Annotated in this window: 14 protein-coding genes, 3 rRNA genes and 1 pseudogene; all 18 read left to right on the top strand. The window is 67.5% G+C overall.

The annotated features are described in order from the left end of the window. The first annotated feature begins 232 nt into the window (after positions 1-232). Complete coding sequence (locus tag ABEB13_RS15355; protein ID WP_100890125.1) at positions 233-2,443, top strand: polyribonucleotide nucleotidyltransferase; 2,211 nt, start codon at positions 233-235, stop codon at positions 2,441-2,443. A gap of 78 nt (positions 2,444-2,521) precedes the next feature. Continuing rightward, complete coding sequence (locus ABEB13_RS15350; protein ID WP_345709677.1) at positions 2,522-3,892, top strand: M16 family metallopeptidase; 1,371 nt, start codon at positions 2,522-2,524, stop codon at positions 3,890-3,892. Then, positions 3,889-4,634: pseudogene (gene dapB, locus ABEB13_RS15345) on the top strand (4-hydroxy-tetrahydrodipicolinate reductase). The gene ABEB13_RS15350 and the pseudogene dapB overlap by 4 nt, the downstream one beginning before the upstream one ends. A gap of 7 nt (positions 4,635-4,641) precedes the next feature. Then, positions 4,642-5,103, top strand: coding sequence for a hypothetical protein (locus tag ABEB13_RS15340; protein WP_345705972.1), 462 nt, complete (start codon positions 4,642-4,644; stop codon positions 5,101-5,103). Further along, positions 5,100-5,828, top strand: coding sequence for an FAD-dependent thymidylate synthase (thyX, locus tag ABEB13_RS15335; RefSeq protein WP_100890129.1), 729 nt, complete (start codon positions 5,100-5,102; stop codon positions 5,826-5,828). The genes ABEB13_RS15340 and thyX overlap by 4 nt, the downstream gene beginning before the upstream one ends. A gap of 227 nt (positions 5,829-6,055) precedes the next feature. After that, on the top strand, positions 6,056-6,955 hold the full coding sequence (dapA, locus tag ABEB13_RS15330) for a 4-hydroxy-tetrahydrodipicolinate synthase (RefSeq protein ID WP_345705970.1): 900 nt from the start codon (positions 6,056-6,058) through the stop codon (positions 6,953-6,955). 163 nt (positions 6,956-7,118) lie between these two features. Next, the gene (locus ABEB13_RS15325) at positions 7,119-8,804 is read left to right on the top strand and encodes a ribonuclease J (protein WP_345705969.1); all 1,686 of its coding nucleotides are present in this window, start codon (positions 7,119-7,121) and stop codon (positions 8,802-8,804) included. Between the two features lie 463 nt (positions 8,805-9,267). Beyond that, positions 9,268-10,789, top strand: a 16S ribosomal RNA gene (locus tag ABEB13_RS15320). A 279-nt stretch (positions 10,790-11,068) separates the two neighbouring features. Next, positions 11,069-14,174: ribosomal RNA gene (locus ABEB13_RS15315) — 23S ribosomal RNA — on the top strand. Between the two features lie 89 nt (positions 14,175-14,263). Beyond that, positions 14,264-14,379: ribosomal RNA gene (gene rrf, locus ABEB13_RS15310) — 5S ribosomal RNA — on the top strand. Together the 16S, 23S and 5S rRNA genes form the textbook arrangement of a ribosomal RNA operon. A gap of 122 nt (positions 14,380-14,501) precedes the next feature. Next, positions 14,502-14,663 (top strand): putative leader peptide, encoded by a 162-nt coding sequence (locus ABEB13_RS40560; protein ID WP_425559884.1) that lies wholly within the window; start codon positions 14,502-14,504, stop codon positions 14,661-14,663. A gap of 231 nt (positions 14,664-14,894) precedes the next feature. After that, positions 14,895-15,944 carry an ABC transporter substrate-binding protein gene (locus ABEB13_RS15305; protein WP_345705968.1) on the top strand — a complete coding sequence of 350 codons (1,050 nt, stop codon included), beginning with the start codon at positions 14,895-14,897 and terminating at the stop codon, positions 15,942-15,944. A 3-nt stretch (positions 15,945-15,947) separates the two neighbouring features. Continuing rightward, a complete protein-coding gene (locus ABEB13_RS15300) occupies positions 15,948-16,754 on the top strand; it encodes an ABC transporter ATP-binding protein (protein ID WP_345705967.1) in 807 nt (268 codons plus the stop codon). Further along, positions 16,751-17,692, top strand: coding sequence for an ABC transporter permease (locus ABEB13_RS15295; RefSeq protein ID WP_345705966.1), 942 nt, complete (start codon positions 16,751-16,753; stop codon positions 17,690-17,692). Before ABEB13_RS15300 ends, ABEB13_RS15295 begins: the two co-directional genes overlap by 4 nt. Positions 17,693-17,704: 12 nt before the next feature. Further along, a complete protein-coding gene (locus ABEB13_RS15290; RefSeq protein ID WP_345705965.1) occupies positions 17,705-18,460 on the top strand; it encodes an FAD-binding protein in 756 nt (251 codons plus the stop codon). Then, positions 18,457-18,636 (top strand): hypothetical protein, encoded by a 180-nt coding sequence (locus ABEB13_RS15285; protein ID WP_465262242.1) that lies wholly within the window; start codon positions 18,457-18,459, stop codon positions 18,634-18,636. The genes ABEB13_RS15290 and ABEB13_RS15285 overlap by 4 nt, the downstream gene beginning before the upstream one ends. Further along, the gene (locus ABEB13_RS15280; RefSeq protein ID WP_345705964.1) at positions 18,633-19,001 is read left to right on the top strand and encodes a 4Fe-4S dicluster domain-containing protein; all 369 of its coding nucleotides are present in this window, start codon (positions 18,633-18,635) and stop codon (positions 18,999-19,001) included. Before ABEB13_RS15285 ends, ABEB13_RS15280 begins: the two co-directional genes overlap by 4 nt. Then, complete coding sequence (locus tag ABEB13_RS15275) at positions 18,998-19,885, top strand: TauD/TfdA dioxygenase family protein (protein ID WP_345705963.1); 888 nt, start codon at positions 18,998-19,000, stop codon at positions 19,883-19,885. The genes ABEB13_RS15280 and ABEB13_RS15275 overlap by 4 nt, the downstream gene beginning before the upstream one ends. Positions 19,886-19,950 lie beyond the last annotated feature (65 nt).

The raw sequence follows: 19,950 nt of genomic DNA, 5'->3' as shown, positions 1-19,950 counted from the left end.
ACCATGCGCGGGCCGCTGGCTTCAAACGGAAGCCGCCCGCACCAGGGGAGCGTCCACACGCGACCGCCGACCGGCTCAAAGAGGCGCCGGTCCTCGGTAGTGGCCGCCGGGAGTCCCGTGCACGAGGACACCCCGGGGGCTTCGATCGAAGACCGGCCCAGACTGCCCGGGCAGCAGGTAGGCAGTGCGGTTGACGCTCCTCCGGAGACGTACGAAAGAGGAGATCTTCCAGGTGGAAGAGAACGTGTTCTACGCCGAGGCCGTCATCGACAACGGCAGCTTCGGCACCCGTACCATCCGCTTCGAGACCGGCCGCCTGGCCCGTCAGGCCGCCGGCTCCGCCGTGGCCTACCTGGACGACGACACCATGGTGCTGTCGGCCACCAGCGCGTCCAAGCAGCCGAAGGAGCACTTCGACTTCTTCCCGCTGACGGTCGACGTCGAGGAGCGGATGTACGCCGCGGGCCGGATCCCCGGTTCGTTCTTCCGTCGCGAGGGCCGGCCCTCCGAGGACGCCATCCTCACCTGCCGCCTCATCGACCGCCCGCTGCGCCCGTCCTTCGTCAAGGGCCTGCGCAACGAGATCCAGGTCGTCGTGACCGTCATGGCGCTCAACCCCGACCACCTGTACGACGTGGTCGCGATCAACGCCGCCTCCGCCTCCACCCAGCTGGCGGGCCTGCCCTTCTCCGGCCCGATCGGCGGCGTCCGCGTCGCGCTGATCAAGGGCCAGTGGGTCGCGTTCCCGACCCACAGCGAGCTTGAGGACGCCGTCTTCGACATGGTCGTGGCCGGCCGCGCCCTGCCGGACGGCGACGTCGCGATCATGATGGTCGAGGCCGAGGCCACCGACAAGACCATCAAGCTGGTCGAGGGCGGCGCCGACGCGCCGACCGAGGAGATCGTCGCCGCCGGCCTGGAGGCCGCGAAGCCGTTCATCAAGGTCCTGTGCGCCGCGCAGGCCCAGCTCGCCGCCCAGGCCGCCAAGCCGACCGGCGAGTTCCCGGTCTTCCTGGACTACCAGGACGACGTGCTCAACGCCCTGACCGCCGCGGTCAAGGACGAGCTCGCCCAGGCGCTCACCATCGCCGGCAAGGTGGAGCGCAACAACGAGATCGACCGCATCAAGGCGATCGCCGCCGACAAGCTGCTCCCGGAGTTCGAGGGCCGCGAGAAGGAGATCGGCGCCGCCTACAACGCGCTGACCAAGAAGATCGTCCGCGAGCGCGTCATCAAGGACAAGGTCCGCATCGACGGCCGCGGCGTCACCGACATCCGCACCCTGGCCGCCGAGGTCGAGGCCATCCCGCGCGTCCACGGCTCGGCCCTGTTCGAGCGCGGCGAGACCCAGATCCTGGGTGTCACCACGCTGAACATGCTGCGCATGGAGCAGCAGCTCGACACGCTCTCCCCGGAGACCCGTCGCCGCTACATGCACAACTACAACTTCCCGCCGTACTCGGTCGGCGAGACCGGCCGCGTGGGCTCGCCCAAGCGCCGCGAGATCGGCCACGGCGCGCTGGCCGAGCGGGCGATCCTGCCCGTGCTGCCGACCCGCGAGGAGTTCCCCTACGCGATCCGCCAGGTCTCCGAGGCGCTGAGCTCCAACGGCTCCACCTCGATGGGCTCGGTCTGCGCCTCCACCATGTCGCTGCTGAACGCCGGTGTGCCGCTGAAGGCCGCCGTCGCCGGTATCGCCATGGGCCTGATCTCGCAGGAGATCGACGGTGAGACCCACTACGTGACCCTCACCGACATCCTCGGCGCCGAGGACGCGTTCGGCGACATGGACTTCAAGGTCGCCGGTACCCGCAACTTCATCACCGCCCTCCAGCTCGACACGAAGCTGAACGGCATCCCGGCGTCGGTGCTCGCCGCCGCGCTGAAGCAGGCCAAGGACGCCCGCCTGCACATCCTCGACGTGATGAACGAGGCCATCGACACCCCGGACGCGATGTCGCAGTACGCGCCCCGCATCATCACCATCAAGATCCCGGTGGACAAGATCGGTGAGGTCATCGGCCCCAAGGGCAAGATGATCAACCAGATCCAGGAGGACACCGGCGCCGAGATCACGATCGAGGACGACGGCACCATCTACATCGGTGCCTCCGACGGTCCGGCCGCCGAGGCCGCCCGCACCACGATCAACCAGATCGCCAACCCGACCATGCCGGAGGTCGGCGAGCGCTACCTGGGCACCGTGGTGAAGACCACGACGTTCGGCGCGTTCGTGTCGCTCATGCCGGGCAAGGACGGCCTGCTGCACATCTCGCAGATCCGCAAGCTCGCCGGTGGCAAGCGCGTGGAGAACGTCGAGGACGTGCTCGCGGTCGGCACCAAGGTGCAGGTCGAGATCGCCGAGATCGACCCGCGCGGCAAGCTCTCCCTCATCCCCGTGGTCGAGGGCGAGGAGGGCGGCGACACCGCCGCCTCCGAGTGACCCGGTAGTGCTCCGCGGCCCGCACGCCCTACCGGCGTGCGGGCCGCACCCTGTTCTTCCCCGATCTGAGAGGTACACCTGGTGGCTCAGGCCTCCGCGGCTACGCAGCGCCCCGGCACCACGCGGACTCTGCTCAAGGGCGTCGACGGCGCCGGCACGGTACGTCGCACCGTCCTCCCCGGCGGCCTGCGGGTCGTCACCGAGACCCTGCCCACGGTCCGCTCCGCGACCTTCGGCATCTGGGTCGGCGTCGGCTCCCGCGACGAGACGCCCGTCCTGAACGGCGCGACCCACTACCTGGAGCACCTGCTCTTCAAGGGCACCGCGCGGCGCAGCGCCCTGGAGATCTCCGCCGCGCTGGACGCGGTCGGCGGCGAGATGAACGCCTTCACCGCCAAGGAGAACACCTGCTACTACGCGCGGGTGCTCGACACCGACCTGCCGCTGGCCATCGACGTGGTCTGCGACATGCTCACCGGCTCGCTGATCCGCCCCGAGGACGTCGACGCCGAGCGCGGCGTCATCCTCGAGGAGATGGCGATGGCCGAGGACGACCCGGGCGACGTCGTCCACGACCTGTTCGCCCGCGTGATCTACGGCGACAGCCCGCTCGGCCGTCCGATCCTCGGCACCGAGAAGACCGTCACCGAGCTCAGCCGCGACCAGATCGCCGGCTTCTACAAGCGCCGCTACAAGCCCGAGCACCTGGTCGTCGCGGCCGCCGGCAACCTCGACCACCGCAAGGTCGTCAAGCTCGTCGAGGAGGCGTTCGCGCCCGTCCTCGCCAAGTCCGCGGGCCACCCCGCCGACGTCCGCCGCGGTGCCAAGAGCGTGCGCACCGCCGGCCGCGTCCAGGTCCTCAACCGGCCCACCGAGCAGGCCCACCTCGTCCTCGGCGTGCCCGGCGTGCCCCGCCACGACGACCGGCGCTGGGCCCTCGGCGTGCTCAACGCGGCCCTCGGCGGCGGCATGAGCTCGCGGCTCTTCCAGGAGGTCCGGGAGAAGCGCGGCCTGGCCTACTCGGTCTACTCCTACTCGTCCTCGTACGCCGACAGCGGCGTCTTCGGCATCTACGCCGGCTGCCAGCCCAAGCGCATCGAGGAGGTCCTCGGCCTCTGCCGCCAGGAGCTCGCCAAGGTGGTCGCCGACGGCATCACCGAGGAGGAGCTGCAGCGGGCCATCGGCCAGATCTCCGGCTCCACCGTGCTCGGCATGGAGGACACCGGCTCGCTGATGAACCGGATCGGCAAGGCCGAGCTCTGCTACGGCACCCACCTGTCGGTCGACGACATGCTGGCGAAGATAGCGGCCGTGACCCTGGAGGACGTCCACGCGGTCGCCCGTGATGTGCTGGGGGCCAACCGGCCCTCGCTCGCCCTGATCGGCCCGATCAACGACAAGCGGGCGGCCGCCATCACCGGCCTGCTCGCCCAGGAGGAACCCGCATGACGCTGCGTGTCGCCGTGATCGGCGCGACCGGCCGGATCGGCTCGGAGGCCGTCAAGGCCGTCGAGGCCGCCCCCGACCTGGAGCTCGTCGCCGCCCTGAGCAGCAAGTCCGACCTCGCCGAGGTGACCGACGCCGGCGCCCAGGTCGCGGTCGAGCTGACCCACCCCGACGCGGTGATGGCCAACCTCGACCACTGCCTGCGCAACGGCGTGCACGTCGTGACCGGCACCACCGGCTGGACGGACGAGCGCCTCGCCACCGTCCGCGGCCTGCTCGCCGAGAACCCCGCCACCGGCCTGCTGATCGCGCCGAACTTCTCCATCGGCGCCGTGCTCTCCATGCAGTTCGCGCAGAAGGCCGCCCGGTACTTCGACACCGTCGAGGTCGTCGAACTCCACCACGACCGCAAGGCCGACGCGCCCAGCGGCACCGCCACCCGCACCGCCCAGCTCATCGCCGCCGCCCGCACCGCCGCCGGCCTGCCCCGCCAGGGGACCCGACGACCCACGGCCTGCCCGGCGCCCGCGGCGCGGACGTGGACGGCGTCCCGGTGCACTCCGTCCGGCTGCGCGGCCTGCTGGCGCACCAGGAGGTGCTCCTCGGCGACACCGGCGAGACCCTCACCATCCGCCACGACTCGCTGCACCACAGCTGCTTCATGCCCGGCATCCTGCTGGGCGTGCGACGCGTCGTGGACACCCCGGGCCTCACCCTCGGCCTCGAACACTTCCTGGACCTGTGAGCCCCGGATGACCTCCCGCACCGGCTTCTTCCTGCTCGCCGCGGCCCTGCTGCTGGTCTCCCTCCTGTGCATAACGGAGGGCGTCCAGCTCGTCGCCACCGGCAAGCCGCTCGGCATCGGCCTCGGCGTCTGCGCCTTCGTCATCCCGCCGATCGGCGTCTGGTTCCTGCGCCAGACCCACCGTTTCGGCCGGGCCAGCGAGCAACTCGCCCGCGAACTGGAGGCCGAGGGCGGCCTGCCCGTCGACGAGCTCACCCGCACCTCCGGCGGCCGCATCGACCGGGCCTCCGCCGACGCGGTGTTCGCCCGCCGCAAGGCCGAGGCCGAGGCCGCCCCCGGTGACTGGCGGGTCTTCTTCCGCCTCGCCGTCGCCTACGCCGACGCCGGGGACACCCCGCGCGCCCGCAAGGCGATGCAGCACGCCATCACGCTCCACCGCACCACCGATCCAGCAAGGAGTCTCGCGTGAGCGACGAACCGGTCCCCACGTTCCGCAGCGACGTGACCGTCGAGCTGGTCCGCAGCGCGGCCACCGACACCGACGTGCTCTGGGCGGCCCGGGTCTCCACCAAGGGCGAGCAGTCCCTGGAGACCATCGGCCAGGACCCGGCCCGTTCCGCGGGCCTGATCAACTACCTGATGCGCGACCGGCACGGCACCCCGTTCGAGCACAACTCGATGACCTTCTTCATCAGCGCGCCGATCTTCGTCTTCCGCGAGTTCCACCGCCACCGCAGCGGCTGGTCGTACAACGAGGAGTCCGGCCGCTACCGCGAGCTCCAGCCGGTCTTCTACCTGCCCGGTGCCGACCGCAGGCTCGTCCAGCAGGGCAAGCCCGGCCGCTACGAGTTCGTCGAGGGCACGGCCGAGCAGCAGAAGGTCGTCTCCGAGGCCATGGAGGCCTCCTACCGGGCCTCCTACCAGGCCTACCGGGAGATGCTGGAGGCCGGCGTCGCCCGCGAGGTCGCACGGGCCGTGCTGCCCGTCGGCCTGTTCTCGTCGATGTACGCGACCTGCAACGCCCGCTCGCTGATGCACTTCCTGTCGCTGCGGACCAAGCGCGACAACGCGACCGTGCCGTCCTTCCCGCAGCGCGAGATCGAGATGGTCGCCGAGCAGATGGAGGAGCAGTGGGCGCGGCTCATGCCGCTCACCCATGCGGCCTTCGAGGAGCACGGCCGAGTCGCCCCCTGACCTGCGGCGATAAGCATTCGGCGGCCCATCGGGCATGTCCGGATTGCAGGCATTCGGGCTGCTCCCTACGCTCGGAACACGGATTCCGGTGCTGCCTGAACCCCCGAGCGGGCAGCACCGGAGTCCCACGTCCGAGCACCGCGTCCCCGGCCCGTACGGGGGCCGCGGATGTCCGAACCGTGGACCGGCGTGACCGCCCCCGGTCGCCTACGAGTAGTTTTGGACACATGGCTCCGACCTCCACTCCCCAGACGCCCTTCGGCCGGGTCCTGACCGCGATGGTCACCCCCTTCACGGCCGACGGCGGGCTCGACCTCGACGGCGCCCAGCGCCTGGCCGCCCACCTCGTGGACGCCGGCAACGACGGCCTCGTCCTCAACGGCACCACGGGCGAGTCACCGACCACCTCGGACGCCGAGAAGGCCCGGCTGGTGCGCGCGGTGGTCGAGGCCGTGGGGGACCGGGCCCACGTGATCGCCGGCGTCGGCACCAACGACACCCACCACAGCGTCGAGCTGGCCCGCCAGGCCGAGGCGTCCGGCGCCCACGGCCTGCTCGCCGTCACCCCGTACTACAGCAAGCCCCCGCAGGAGGGCCTGTACCGGCACACCGTGGAGATCGCGAACGCCACCGGCCTGCCCGTGATGCTGTACGACATCCCGGGCCGCAGCGGCGTCGCGCTGAGCCACGAGACGCTGGTCCGGCTGGGCGAGCACCCCCGGATCGTCGCCAACAAGGACGCCAAGGGCGACGTCGGCGCCGCCTCCTGGGCGATCGCCCGCTCCGGTCTCGCCTGGTACTCCGGCGACGACATCCTGACCCTGCCGCTGCTCTCCGTCGGAGCCGTCGGCGTGGTCAGCGTGGTCAGCCACCTGGTCACCCCGGAGCTCCGGTCGATGATCGAGGCGTTCACCGCCGGCGACACGGCCAAGGCCACCGCCGTCCACCAGAGCCTGCTGCCCGTCTTCAGCGGTGTGTTCCGCACCCAGGGCGTCATCCTCAGCAAGGCCGCGCTCAACCTCCAGGGGCACCCCGCCGGGCCGCTGAGGCTGCCGCTGGTGGCCGCCACGGCCGAGGAGATTGCGCAACTGAGGCAGGATCTGGCCGCCGGCGGGGTACACCTGTAGCAGACAGAGACGTGCGCGCCCCGGCTCGCCGGGCCCCCAAGGCCTGCCGCTGGACCGGACCGAAGGCGCGGAAGCACCTGGTACGTAGGAAACCGACGATGGACGCACGCCATATGTCACCGGAGGATCCCGGGCATATGGCGTGCGTCGTGAGGAGAGTCTTTTGAGCCACCCGCACCCCGAACTCGGCGCGCCGCCCGCACTCAAGGAGGGCGCCCTCCGCATCACCCCGCTCGGCGGCCTCGGCGAGATCGGCCGCAACATGACGGTCTTCGAGTACGGCGGCCGCATCCTGATCGTCGACTGCGGCGTGCTCTTCCCCGAGGACGAGCAGCCCGGCGTCGACCTGATCCTGCCGGACTTCACGTACATCCGGGACCGCCTCGACAAGATCGACGGCATCGTCCTGACCCACGGCCACGAGGACCACATCGGCGCCGTCCCGTACCTGCTCCGGGAGAACCCGGACATCCCGCTGATCGGCTCGAAGCTGACCCTGGCCCTGATCGAGGCCAAGCTCGCCGAGCACCGGATCCGCCCGTACGTGCTGGAGGTCAAGGAGGGCGAGCGCGAGCGCATCGGCCCCTTCGACTGCGAGTTCATCGCGGTCAACCACTCCATCCCGGACGCGCTCGCGGTGGCCGTCCGCACCCCGGCCGGCATGGTCGTCGCGACCGGCGACTTCAAGATGGACCAGCTGCCGCTCGACGGCCGCCTCACCGACCTGCCGGCCTTCGCCAAGCTGGCGGAGGAGGGCATGGACCTCCTGCTGGTGGACTCCACCAACGCCGAGGTCCCCGGCTTCATCCCGCACGAGCGCGACATCTCCGCGGCGCTGGGCAACGTCTTCGCCACCGCGAAGCGCCGGATCATCGTGGCCTCGTTCGCCAGCCACGTGCACCGCATCCAGCAGGTGCTGGACGCCGCCCACGCGAACGGCCGCAAGGTCGCCTTCGTCGGCCGCTCGATGGTCCGCAACATGGGCATCGCGCGCGACCTCGGCTACCTGAAGGTCCCCGGCAACCTGGTCGTCGACGTCAAGACGCTGGACGACCTGCCCGAGGACAAGGTCGTGCTCGTCTGCACCGGCTCGCAGGGCGAGCCGATGGCCGCCCTCTCGCGGATGGCCAACCGGGAGCACCAGATCCGGATCGTCGAGGGCGACACCGTCGTGCTCGCGTCCTCGCTGATCCCCGGCAACGAGACCGCGATCTACCGCGTGATCAACGGCCTGACCCGCTGGGGCGCCAACGTCGTGCACAAGGGCAACGCCAAGGTGCACGTGTCCGGCCACGCGTCGGCCGGCGAGCTGCTCTACTTCTTCAACATCTGCCGCCCGCGCAACCTCATGCCGGTGCACGGCGAGTGGCGCCACCTGCGGGCCGCCGCGGACCTGGGCATCAAGACCGGCATTCCGAAGGAGCGCACGGTCATCGCCGAGGACGGCGTCTGCGTCGACCTCGAAAACGGCGTGGCCCGGATCGTCGGCAAGGTCCAGGCCGGCTACGTGTACGTCGACGGCTCGTCCGTCGGCGACATCACGGAGGCCTCGCTGAAGGACCGCCGCATCCTGGGCGAGGAGGGCTTCATCTCGGTCTTCGTCGTGGTGGACTCCACCAACGGCAAGATCGTCAGCGGCCCGACCATCCAGGCCCGCGGCTCCGGCATCGATGACGGCGCCTTCGGGCCGGTCGTCGCCAAGCTGGAGGAGGCCCTCACCCGCTCCGCCAACGACGGGGTGCTGGAGGTACGCCAGGTCCAGCAGCTGGTCAGGCGCATCATCGGCAAGTGGGTGGCGGATAACTACCGCCGCCGGCCGATGATCCTGCCGGTGGTCGTCGAGGTCTGACCCTCGCGTCCCGGAGGCCCGGTTTGACGTGGGGCAGCTCGGTGCGTAATGTTCTCCGAGTTGCCCCACCGCCGGTCGGTGCCGCTCGAATTCAGTTCGAGGCGGGAAAGCCGGTGAAAGAACTCTGATAGAGTTCGGGAGTGCCGAAGGGCAAAAGCAAATCCGATGAAACGGACCGCGGAAAACGGGCCGGAAATCATCTGATAAGCTGGAAACACGAAAGAGCGAAACACCCGGAGGGTCCGCTGGAAGGCGGTCCGAAGGAAGTGTCCGTTCCTTGAGAACTCAACAGCGTGCCAAAAGTCAACGCCAGATATGTTGACATCCCCGGCCCCGGATTTTCTGGGGTTGGAGATTCCTTTTGAAGTAACAAACACAGCGAGGACGCAGTGCGCGGGGTTCACCTCATTCCGGTGACCGCCGTGCCGCTCAACGCGGGTGTGAACCCGATTACGGGTAATCATTCACGGAGAGTTTGATCCTGGCTCAGGACGAACGCTGGCGGCGTGCTTAACACATGCAAGTCGAACGGTGAAGCCCTTCGGGGTGGATCAGTGGCGAACGGGTGAGTAACACGTGGGAAATCTGCCCTGCACTCTGGGACAAGCCTTGGAAACGAGGTCTAATACCGGATATGACCTGCTCCTGCATGGGGGTGGGTGGAAAGCTCCGGCGGTGCAGGATGATCCCGCGGCCTATCAGCTTGTTGGTGGGGTAATGGCCTACCAAGGCGACGACGGGTAGCCGGCCTGAGAGGGCGACCGGCCACACTGGGACTGAGACACGGCCCAGACTCCTACGGGAGGCAGCAGTGGGGAATATTGCACAATGGGCGAAAGCCTGATGCAGCGACGCCGCGTGAGGGATGACGGCCTTCGGGTTGTAAACCTCTTTCAGCAGGGAAGAAGCGCAAGTGACGGTACCTGCAGAAGAAGCACCGGCTAACTACGTGCCAGCAGCCGCGGTAATACGTAGGGTGCGAGCGTTGTCCGGAATTATTGGGCGTAAAGAGCTCGTAGGCGGCCTGTCGCGTCGGATGTGAAAGCCCGGGGCTTAACCCCGGGTCTGCATTCGATACGGGCAGGCTAGAGTGTGGTAGGGGAGATCGGAATTCCTGGTGTAGCGGTGAAATGCGCAGATATCAGGAGGAACACCGGTGGCGAAGGCGGATCTCTGGGCCATTACTGACGCTGAGGAGCGAAAGCGTGGGGAGCGAACAGGATTAGATACCCTGGTAGTCCACGCCGTAAACGTTGGGAACTAGGTGTTGGCGACATTCCACGTCGTCGGTGCCGCAGCTAACGCATTAAGTTCCCCGCCTGGGGAGTACGGCCGCAAGGCTAAAACTCAAAGGAATTGACGGGGGCCCGCACAAGCAGCGGAGCATGTGGCTTAATTCGACGCAACGCGAAGAACCTTACCAAGGCTTGACATACACCGGAAACGGCCAGAGATGGTCGCCCCCTTGTGGTCGGTGTACAGGTGGTGCATGGTTGTCGTCAGCTCGTGTCGTGAGATGTTGGGTTAAGTCCCGCAACGAGCGCAACCCTTGTTCTGTGTTGCCAGCATGCCTTTCGGGGTGATGGGGACTCACAGGAGACTGCCGGGGTCAACTCGGAGGAAGGTGGGGACGACGTCAAATCATCATGCCCCTTATGTCTTGGGCTGCACACGTGCTACAATGGCCGGTACAAAGGGCTGCGATGCCGCGAGGCGGAGCGAATCCCAAAAAGCCGGTCTCAGTTCGGATTGGGGTCTGCAACTCGACCCCATGAAGTTGGAGTTGCTAGTAATCGCAGATCAGCATGCTGCGGTGAATACGTTCCCGGGCCTTGTACACACCGCCCGTCACGTCACGAAAGTCGGTAACACCCGAAGCCGGTGGCCTAACCCTTGGGAGGGAGCCGTCGAAGGTGGGACCAGCGATTGGGACGAAGTCGTAACAAGGTAGCCGTACCGGAAGGTGCGGCTGGATCACCTCCTTTCTAAGGAGCACATGGCCGGTTGCGAGCGAATGTCTCGCACGGTTGCTCATGGGTGGAACGTTGACTATTCGGCACATCGAGTATGGGTCTGTCAGTACTGCTCCTCCGGGGGCGTGGAACGCGGGGACCGCTTGGTGGGTCGGGCACGCTGTTGGGTCCTGAGGGAACGATTTTTTCGTTCGCCTCTGGGATGCCGGCCTCACTTGACGCACTGTTTCGGTGTGGAGGGTGGGTGTCTGGTCGTTGGTTGAGAACTGCACAGTGGACGCGAGCATCTGTGGCCAAGTTTTTAAGGGCGCACGGTGGATGCCTTGGCACCAGGAACCGATGAAGGACGTGGGAGGCCGCGATAGGCCCCGGGGAGCTGTCAACCGAGCTTTGATCCGGGGGTGTCCGAATGGGGAAACCCGGCAGTCGTCATGGGCTGTCACCCATACCTGAACACATAGGGTATGTGGAGGGAACGCGGGGAAGTGAAACATCTCAGTACCCGCAGGAAGAGAAAACAACCGTGATTCCGGGAGTAGTGGCGAGCGAAACCGGATGAGGCTAAACCTGATACGTGTGAGACCCGGCAGGGGTTGCGTATGAGGGGTCGTGGGAAAGTTCTTCAGTCGTCTGCCGGCGGCTGGGTGAGTCAGAAACCGTTGGTGTAGTCGAAGGACATGCGAAAGGTCCGGCGTAGAGGGTAAGACCCCCGTAGACGAAACATCAGCGGCTCACTTGAGCTTCTCCCAAGTAGCACGGAGCCCGAGAAATTCCGTGTGAATCTGGCGGGACCACCCGCTAAGCCTAAATATTCCCTGGTGACCGATAGCGGATAGTACCGTGAGGGAATGGTGAAAAGTACCGCGGGAGCGGAGTGAAATAGTACCTGAAACCGTGTGCCTACAAGCCGTGGGGGCAGTCTTCGGACTGTGACTGCGTGCCTTTTGAAGAATGAGCCTGCGAGTTTGCGGTGTGTAGCGAGGTTAACCCGTGTGGGGTAGCCGTAGCGAAAGCGAGTCCGAATAGGGCGTTACAGTTGCATGCCCAAGACCCGAAGCGGAGTGATCTAGCCATGGGCAGGTTGAAGCGCGGGTAAGACCGTGTGGAGGACCGAACCCACCAGGGTTGAAAACCTGGGGGATGACCTGTGGTTAGGGGTGAAAGGCCAATCAAACTCCGTGATAGCTGGTTCTCCCCGAAATGCATTTAGGTGCAGCGTCGTGTGTTTCTTGCCGGAGGTAGAGCACTGGATAGGCGATGGGCCTCACCGGGTTACTGACCTTAGCCAAACTCCGAATGCCGGTAAGTGAGAGCACGGCAGTGAGACTGTGGGGGATAAGCTCCATGGTCGAGAGGGAAACAGCCCAGAACACCGACTAAGGTCCCTAAGCGTGTGCTAAGTGGAAAAGGATGTGGAGTCGCAGAGACAACCAGGAGGTTGGCTTAGAAGCAGCCACCCTTGAAAGAGTGCGTAATAGCTCACTGGTCAAGTGATTCCGCGCCGACAATGTAGCGGGGCTCAAGTACACCACCGAAGTCGTGTCATTCACAGAATACGCCCAACGGCGCTGTGGATGGGTAGGGGAGCGTCGTGTGCCGGGTGAAGCAGCGGAGGAATCCAGTTGTGGACGGTTCACGAGTGAGAATGCAGGCATGAGTAGCGATACAAGAGTGGGAAACTCTTGCGCCGATTGACCAAGGGTTCCTGGGTCAAGCTGATCTGCCCAGGGTAAGTCGGGACCTAAGGCGAGGCCGACAGGCGTAGTCGATGGACAACGGGTTGATATTCCCGTACCCGCTTTGAAGCGCCAACGTCGAACCTCTTGATGCTAAGCCCGTGAAGCCGGCCTGGAGTCTTCGGACGAAGGGACGTGGTGGAGCCGGTGACCCAACAGGGTAGTAGGTGAGCGATGGGGTGACGCAGGAAGGTAGTCCAGCCCGGGCGGTGGTAGTCCCGGGGTAAGGGTGTAGGACGAACGGTAGGCAAATCCGCCGTTCACATAGTCTGAGACCTGATGCCGAGCCGATTGTGGTGAAGTGGATGATCCTATGCTGTCGAGAAAAGCCTCTAGCGAGTTTCATGGCGGCCCGTACCCCAAACCGACTCAGGTGGTCAGGTAGAGAATACCGAGGCGTTCGGGTGAACTGTGGTTAAGGAACTCGGCAAAATGCCCCCGTAACTTCGGGAGAAGGGGGGCCAGTCCTGGTGATGACATTTACTGTCTGAGCTGGGGTTGGCCGCAGAGACCAGCGAGAAGCGACTGTTTACTAAAAACACAGGTCCGTGCGAAGCCGTAAGGCGATGTATACGGACTGACGCCTGCCCGGTGCTGGAACGTTAAGGGGACCGGTTAGTCACGATTCGTCGTGGCGAAGCTGAGAACTTAAGCGCCAGTAAACGGCGGTGGTAACTATAACCATCCTAAGGTAGCGAAATTCCTTGTCGGGTAAGTTCCGACCTGCACGAATGGCGTAACGACTTCTCGACTGTCTCAACCACAGGCCCGGTGAAATTGCATTACGAGTAAAGATGCTCGTTTCGCGCAGCAGGACGGAAAGACCCCGGGACCTTTACTATAGCTTGATATTGGTGTTCGGTTCGGCTTGTGTAGGATAGGTGGGAGGCTTTGAAGCCGTGACGCCAGTCATGGTGGAGCCATCGTTGAAATACCACTCTGGTCGTGCTGGATGTCTAACCTGGGTCCGTGATCCGGATCAGGGACAGTGTCTGGTGGGTAGTTTAACTGGGGCGGTTGCCTCCTAAAGAGTAACGGAGGCGCCCAAAGGTTCCCTCAGCCTGGTTGGCAATCAGGTGTTGAGTGTAAGTGCACAAGGGAGCTTGACTGTGAGACTGACGGGTCGAGCAGGTACGAAAGTAGGGACTAGTGATCCGGCGGTGGCTTGTGGAAGCGCCGTCGCTCAACGGATAAAAGGTACCCCGGGGATAACAGGCTGATCTTCCCCAAGAGTCCATATCGACGGGATGGTTTGGCACCTCGATGTCGGCTCGTCGCATCCTGGGGCTGGAGTAGGTCCCAAGGGTTGGGCTGTTCGCCCATTAAAGCGGTACGCGAGCTGGGTTTAGAACGTCGTGAGACAGTTCGGTCCCTATCCGCTGTGCGCGTAGGAGTGTTGAGAAGGGCTGTCCCTAGTACGAGAGGACCGGGACGGACGAACCTCTGGTGTGCCAGTTGTCCTGCCAAGGGCATGGCTGGTTGGCTACGTTCGGGAGGGATAACCGCTGAAAGCATCTAAGCGGGAAGCCTGCTTCGAGATGAGCACTCCCACCTCCTTGAGAGGGTAAGGCTCCCAGTAGACGACTGGGTTGATAGGCCGGATATGGAAGCCCAGTAATGGGTGGAGTTGACCGGTACTAATAGGCCGAGGGCTTGTCCTCAGTTGCTCGCGTCCACTGTGTTGTTCTGAAACAACGACCCCGACCCCGATTCTTTTCGGGTGTGTCGGTGGCGGACAGTTTCATAGTGTTTCGGTGGTCATAGCACGAGGGAAACGCCCGGTCACATTCCGAACCCGGAAGCTAAGCCTCGTAGCGCCGATGGTACTGCAGGGGGACCCTGTGGGAGAGTAGGACGCCGCCGAACAATCATTCTGAAAGCCCCTCCAGGCCACGCCTGGAGGGGCTTTCTGCATTCCCGGGCACGGTCGGCCACCGACACACCCGTCCGTCCAGCTGTCCACCGGCCCGCTCGCCCGGCCGGCGGACGTGTCGGCGGTACGACAGGTTTCTTGCAGGCGTGGAACATTCGTTGACCCGCACCCCGCCCCCTGGAACTCTGGATACGTGAGCCAGTCCGAGAGCCTTGTGGGCCGCCTGCACGTCGATCTGCGACGTCACGCGAGCGCGATCTGTGCCGTCTGTCGCTGACGGCCGGTCCGCCGTCGCGTCGCTCCGCTCTTCTCACCTTCTCCACCGATCTGCCTCCCGCCTCTGATCCCGCCCGGAGTGCCGCCGCATCGCGGCGCCGGACGGGCCGGCGGAGCCGTCGGTCCTCCGCGTCCCCTTGTTCCGAACCGGCCGTTGCCGGGGCATCGGCGACCCGCCGTACGCCCCGTGCCGCCGCCGGACGGCTCCCCTGCTGCCCGCAAAGGATCCGCCATGCCTGCGACCTCCCGCCGCCACTTCCTCGCCCTCGCCGCCGTCGGCGCGGCCGCCGCCGCGTGCGGGCAGGCAACCGCCTCCGACGGCAAGGGCGAGACCAAGAAGCTCCGGTACCAGGGCTGGGCGGGGCAGGTGATGCTTCCCGAACTCGCCGAGGACCTGGGCTACTTCGGCGACGTGAGACTGGAGTGGGTCGGCAACACGATCAGCGGGCCGCAGGACATCCAGTCCGCGGCGACCGGGCAGATCGACTTCGGCGGTGCCTTCAACGGTGCCGTGGTGAAACTGATCGCGGCAGGCGCCCCGGTGCAGGCCGTGATCAGCTACTACGGCGTCGACGAGGCCTCGTACAACGGCTACTACGTGCTGCAGGACAGCCCGATCCACGCCGCCCACGACCTGCTCGGCAAGAAGATCGGGATGAACACGCTGGGGGCGCACACCGAGGCGATCCTCGACATCTACCTCAAGCGCAACGGGCGGAGCTCCGCGGAGATCGGCAAGGTCGAGCCGATCGTCGTCCCGCCGGTCAACACCGAACAGTCCATCCGGCAGCGGCAGATCGAGGTCGGCGTGCTCGGCGGCGTGCTGCGCGACAAGGCGCTGGCGACGGGCGGCATCCGGCCGTTGTTCACCGACTACGACCTGCTGGGCAAGTTCAGTGCCGGCACGTACGTGGTGACCAAGCGCTTCCTCAAGGAGAACCCCACCACGGCACGGACCTTCGTCACCGGTGTCGCCAAGGCCATCGAGTGGGCCAGGACGACGCCGCGCGAGGAGGTCATCGCGCGGAGCGTCGCCATCGTGAAGAAGCGCGGCCGCAACGAGGACCCGGGCGCTCTCAAGTACTGGAAGTCCACCGGCGTCGCCGAGGCGGGCGGCCTGATCACCGACGCCGAGTTCAAGCTCTGGATCGACTGGCTGGCCGAGCACGGCGACATCAGGACCGGCCAGGTGAAGCCCGCGGACCTCTACACCAACGAGTTCAACGGCTACACCCCGGCGTCGGCCGCGCAGGCGGCCTCCCCTTCCCCCAGCAGGAGTTGAGCCATGAGTGCAGACATCTCCTTCCGATCCGTCAGCAAGGTGTTCCCGATCCGGGGCGGCGGCGAGTTCACCGCCCTGGACGAGGTCGATCTCGACATCGCCGCAGGTGAGTTCGCAGTCATCGTGGGCCCGAGCGGCAGCGGCAAGTCGACCCTGCTGGACCTGCTCGGCGGGCTCGCCGCACCCACGGCCGGCGAGATCCTGCTGGCGGGGCGCCCGGTGACGGGGCCGGGGCCGGACCGTTCCACGGTGTTCCAGCAGTACGCCCTGCTGCCGTGGCGGACCGCACAGGGCAACGTCGAGTTCGGCCTGGAGTCGATCGGCGTGCCGCGGCGCAAGCGGGCGGCCCGGGCCCGTGAGTACCTCGATCTGGTCGGCCTCACCGGGTTCGAGGACCGCCACCCGCACGAACTGTCCGGCGGGATGAAGCAGCGGGTGGCGATCGCCCGCAGTCTTGCCTACGACCCCGAAGTGCTGCTGATGGACGAGCCGTTCGCGGCCCTGGACGCGCAGACGAGGGAGTCGCTCCAGGACGAGCTGCTGCGGATCTGGGAGCGCACCGGCAAGACCGTCGTCTTCATCACGCACGGCATCGAGGAGGCGGTCTACCTCGGCGGACGGGTCGCCGTCCTGACGTCCCGCCCGGGGCGGGTCAAGCAGGTCGTCCCGATCGACCTCGGCGACCGGTCCTCGGCCCAGGACCTGCGGTCCAGCCCGGAGTTCGCCCGGTACCGGCACGAGATCTGGAGCCTGCTGCGCGACGAGGTCAGCCGGGCCCAGCAGTTGGAGAGGGAGGTCAGCACGGTATGAGTACCGACACCGGTTCGCTGAGCACGGAAGTCCTGCCCAGGCCGGCCGCGGTGGGCCCGGTGCCCGCTGCGGACGCCACCGGCGTCACGGATGCCACGGCCACCACCGTCCCCGCTCCGGCCGCCCGGCCGGAACGGCGGCCGTCCGCCCGCAAGCGGCCCCGCTCCCGGGTGCCGGGGCTGCTGCTGGGCGCGCTCACCAAGAGCGCGGCGATCGCCGTCCTGCTGGGGGTCTGGGAGGCGGCTCCCCGCCTGAACCTGGTGGACCCGACCTTCCTGCCGCCGTTCAGCCAGGTGGTCGACGCCTGGTTCGGTCTGCTCGACAGCGGCCAGCTGGCGGCCAACACCCAGGCCAGCCTGACCCGTTCGCTGAGCGGCTTCGGCCTCTCGGTGCTGATCGGTGTCCCGCTGGGGCTGCTGATCGGCTGGTACCGGCCGGTGGCGAACCTGCTCAGCCCGCTGCTGGAGCTGTTCCGCAACACCGCCGCGCTCGCGCTGCTGCCGGTGTTCGTGCTGATCCTGGGGATCGGGGAGACCTCGAAGATCTCCATCGTGCTGTACGCGTGCGTCTGGCCGGTGCTGCTGAACACCATCAGCGCCGTCCGCACGGTCGATCCCACCCTGCTGCGGCTGGCGCGTTCGCTCGACCTCTCGCCGTTCCGGCTGTTCCAGAAGGTGATCCTGCCGGCCTCGGTGCCGGCCGTGTTCACCGGGATCCGGCTGGCCGGGGCGGTCTCCATCCTCGTCCTGGTCGCGGCCGAGATGGTCGGTGCCAAGGCCGGGCTGGGCTATCTGATCAACGCCTCGCAGTTCAACTTCGCGATCCCGCAGATGTACGCCGGCATCGTCACGATCTCGGTGATCGGCGTGCTCTTCAACCAACTGCTGGTCTGGCTGGAGCGCCGGTTCACCGCCTGGCGCGCCCCGGTCAACGGCTGAGGGGCGGCGGCCATGAGCAGCGAACTCACTGCGGACGTCCTGGTGGTGGGCGGTGGACCGGCGGCCGCCGGGACGGGTGTCTGGTACGTGGAGCCCGACGCGGCCGCCCGCGAGGCGGCGATGGCGAGCCGTGAGGCCCTCGGCGGCCACCTCGCCGACCGCGGCTGGATGGCCCGGGTCCTCGAGCGGACGTACGCCAACATCAACGGGCTGGCCGAGAGCGGCGGTTACCCGTTCCCGACCGGGCCGGACGGCCGTCAGCCGCGCAACGGGCTGCAGGGCCCGGAGTACATGCGGCGGATGCGGATCAGGGTCCGCCGGGCCGGGGTCCGCATCCTCGACCACAGCCCGGTGACCGAACTCCTCACCGCCGCCGACGGATCGGTGGCCGGCGCGGCCGGCTACCGGCGGCAGGCCGGGCACTCCTACCGGGTGCGGGCCGGCGCGGTCGTCCTGGCCACCGGGGGCTGCGCATTCCTCGGCAAAGCGCTCGGCACGGACACCGACTCCGGCGACGGCGCGCTGTTCGCGGCCTCCGCCGGATCGGGGGTGCCGGGCTGCGCCCGTCCGGCCGCCCGGCCGGGGGCCACCGCGAGCTGGTCGCCGCGGTGCAGCGCGAGGCGCTGCCGTACGACCGCAACTACCTGCGGCACGGCGACACGCTCACCTCGTCGCTGGCCGTCCTCGACGATGCCTGGCGGCAGGCTCGGGCGGGGCTGTCCGGTGCGGGCCGGGACCTCGTGCGGGCCCGTGAGGCGGCGGCGATGACCGCCAACGCGCGCTGGATGTACCGCTCCGCGCTCGCCCGGACGGAGAGCCGCGGCATGGCCCGCCGCCTGGACTTCCCCGAGCAGGACCCGGGCCAGCACCACCGGATCGTCTCCGGCGGGCTGGACGAGGTCTGGACCCGCGCCGAACCCCTCCGGCAGAAGGAGCCCGTGTGATCGAACTCGTCTCCGCCGACCGCTGCATCACCTGCGACACGTGCATCAAGGTCTGTCCGAACGATGTCTTCGACCGCGGCCCGGACGGCATCCCGGTGATCGCCCGGCAGGGCGACTGCCAGACCTGCTTCCACTGCGAGGCGAACTGTCCGGTCGACGCCCTGTACGTCGCCCCGCACACCACCCCCGGGGCCCAGGCCCCGGACGAGCACCGGCTCGCCGACGCCGGACTGCTCGGCAGCTACCGCGCCCGCATCGGCTGGGGCCACGGCCGCACCCCGGCGCCCTGCTCGCCGTCGGCCCGGCCTTCGGCCGGGCACCGATCACCTCCTGACCCGCTCCCGGAAGGGGAATCACCACCATGACCTCGTTCGCCATTCAGAAGGTCGGCGGCCGTATCGGCGCCGAGATCACCGGGCTCGATCTCGCCGGGCCGCTCGACGAGAAGACCGTCGCAGCCCTGAACGAGGCGCTCGTCGCCCACAAGGCGCTGTTCTTCCGGGAGCAGCACCTCGACGACGAGGGCCAGACGCGGTTCGCCGGCCTCTTCGGGGCGCTGACCAAGGCGCACCCGACCGTCCCGGCGCTGGAGGGCCAGCCCAACGTCCTCGCGGTGGACAGCGAGGACGGCGGCCGGGCCAACCAGTGGCACACCGACGTCACCTTCGTCCGCACCCCGCCGAAGGCCTCCACCCTGCGCAGCCTGGTCGTCCCGCCGTACGGCGGGAACACGCTGATCGCCAACACCCAGACCGCCTACCGGGATCTGCCGGACGCGCTGCGGGACCTGGCGGACCGGCTCTGGGCCGTGCACACCAACGACTACGACTACGCGCAGGGCAAGGAGCTCGACGAGGCGGAGAGCGAGCGCCGCCGGGTCTTCACCGCGCGGACGTACCGCACCGCGCACCCGGTCGTCCGGGTGCACCCGGAGAGCGGCGAGCGCGGCCTGTTCATCGGCGGCTTCGCCGAGCGGATCCTCGGCCTGCCGTCGGGGGCCTCCGCGGACCTGCTGCGCACCCTGCAGTCCTACGTCACCCGGCCGGAGAACGTGGTGCGCTGGCGCTGGTCGGTCGGCGACGTGGTGCTGTTCGACAACCGGTCGACCCAGCACTACGCGCCGGACGACTACGACGACCTGCCGCGCCGGCTGCACCGTGTGACGGTCGCCGGTGACGTGCCGGTGGCGGTCAGCGGCGAGCCCAGCTACGTCGTCGAGGGCGACGACGCCGCCCACTACACGGGCTGAGTCCGCCGCGGCGGCCGCGGCCGCACCCCGGAGCCCCCGTGGCCCGGGGTGCGGCCGCGCCGTCG

The sequence above is a fragment of the Kitasatospora paranensis genome (assembly GCF_039544005.1).
In the GTDB taxonomy this organism is placed as follows: Bacteria; Actinomycetota; Actinomycetes; order Streptomycetales; family Streptomycetaceae; genus Kitasatospora; species Kitasatospora paranensis.
Note: the sequence above shows the minus strand (reverse complement) of the source record. Positions and strands in the feature narration are given on the sequence as shown.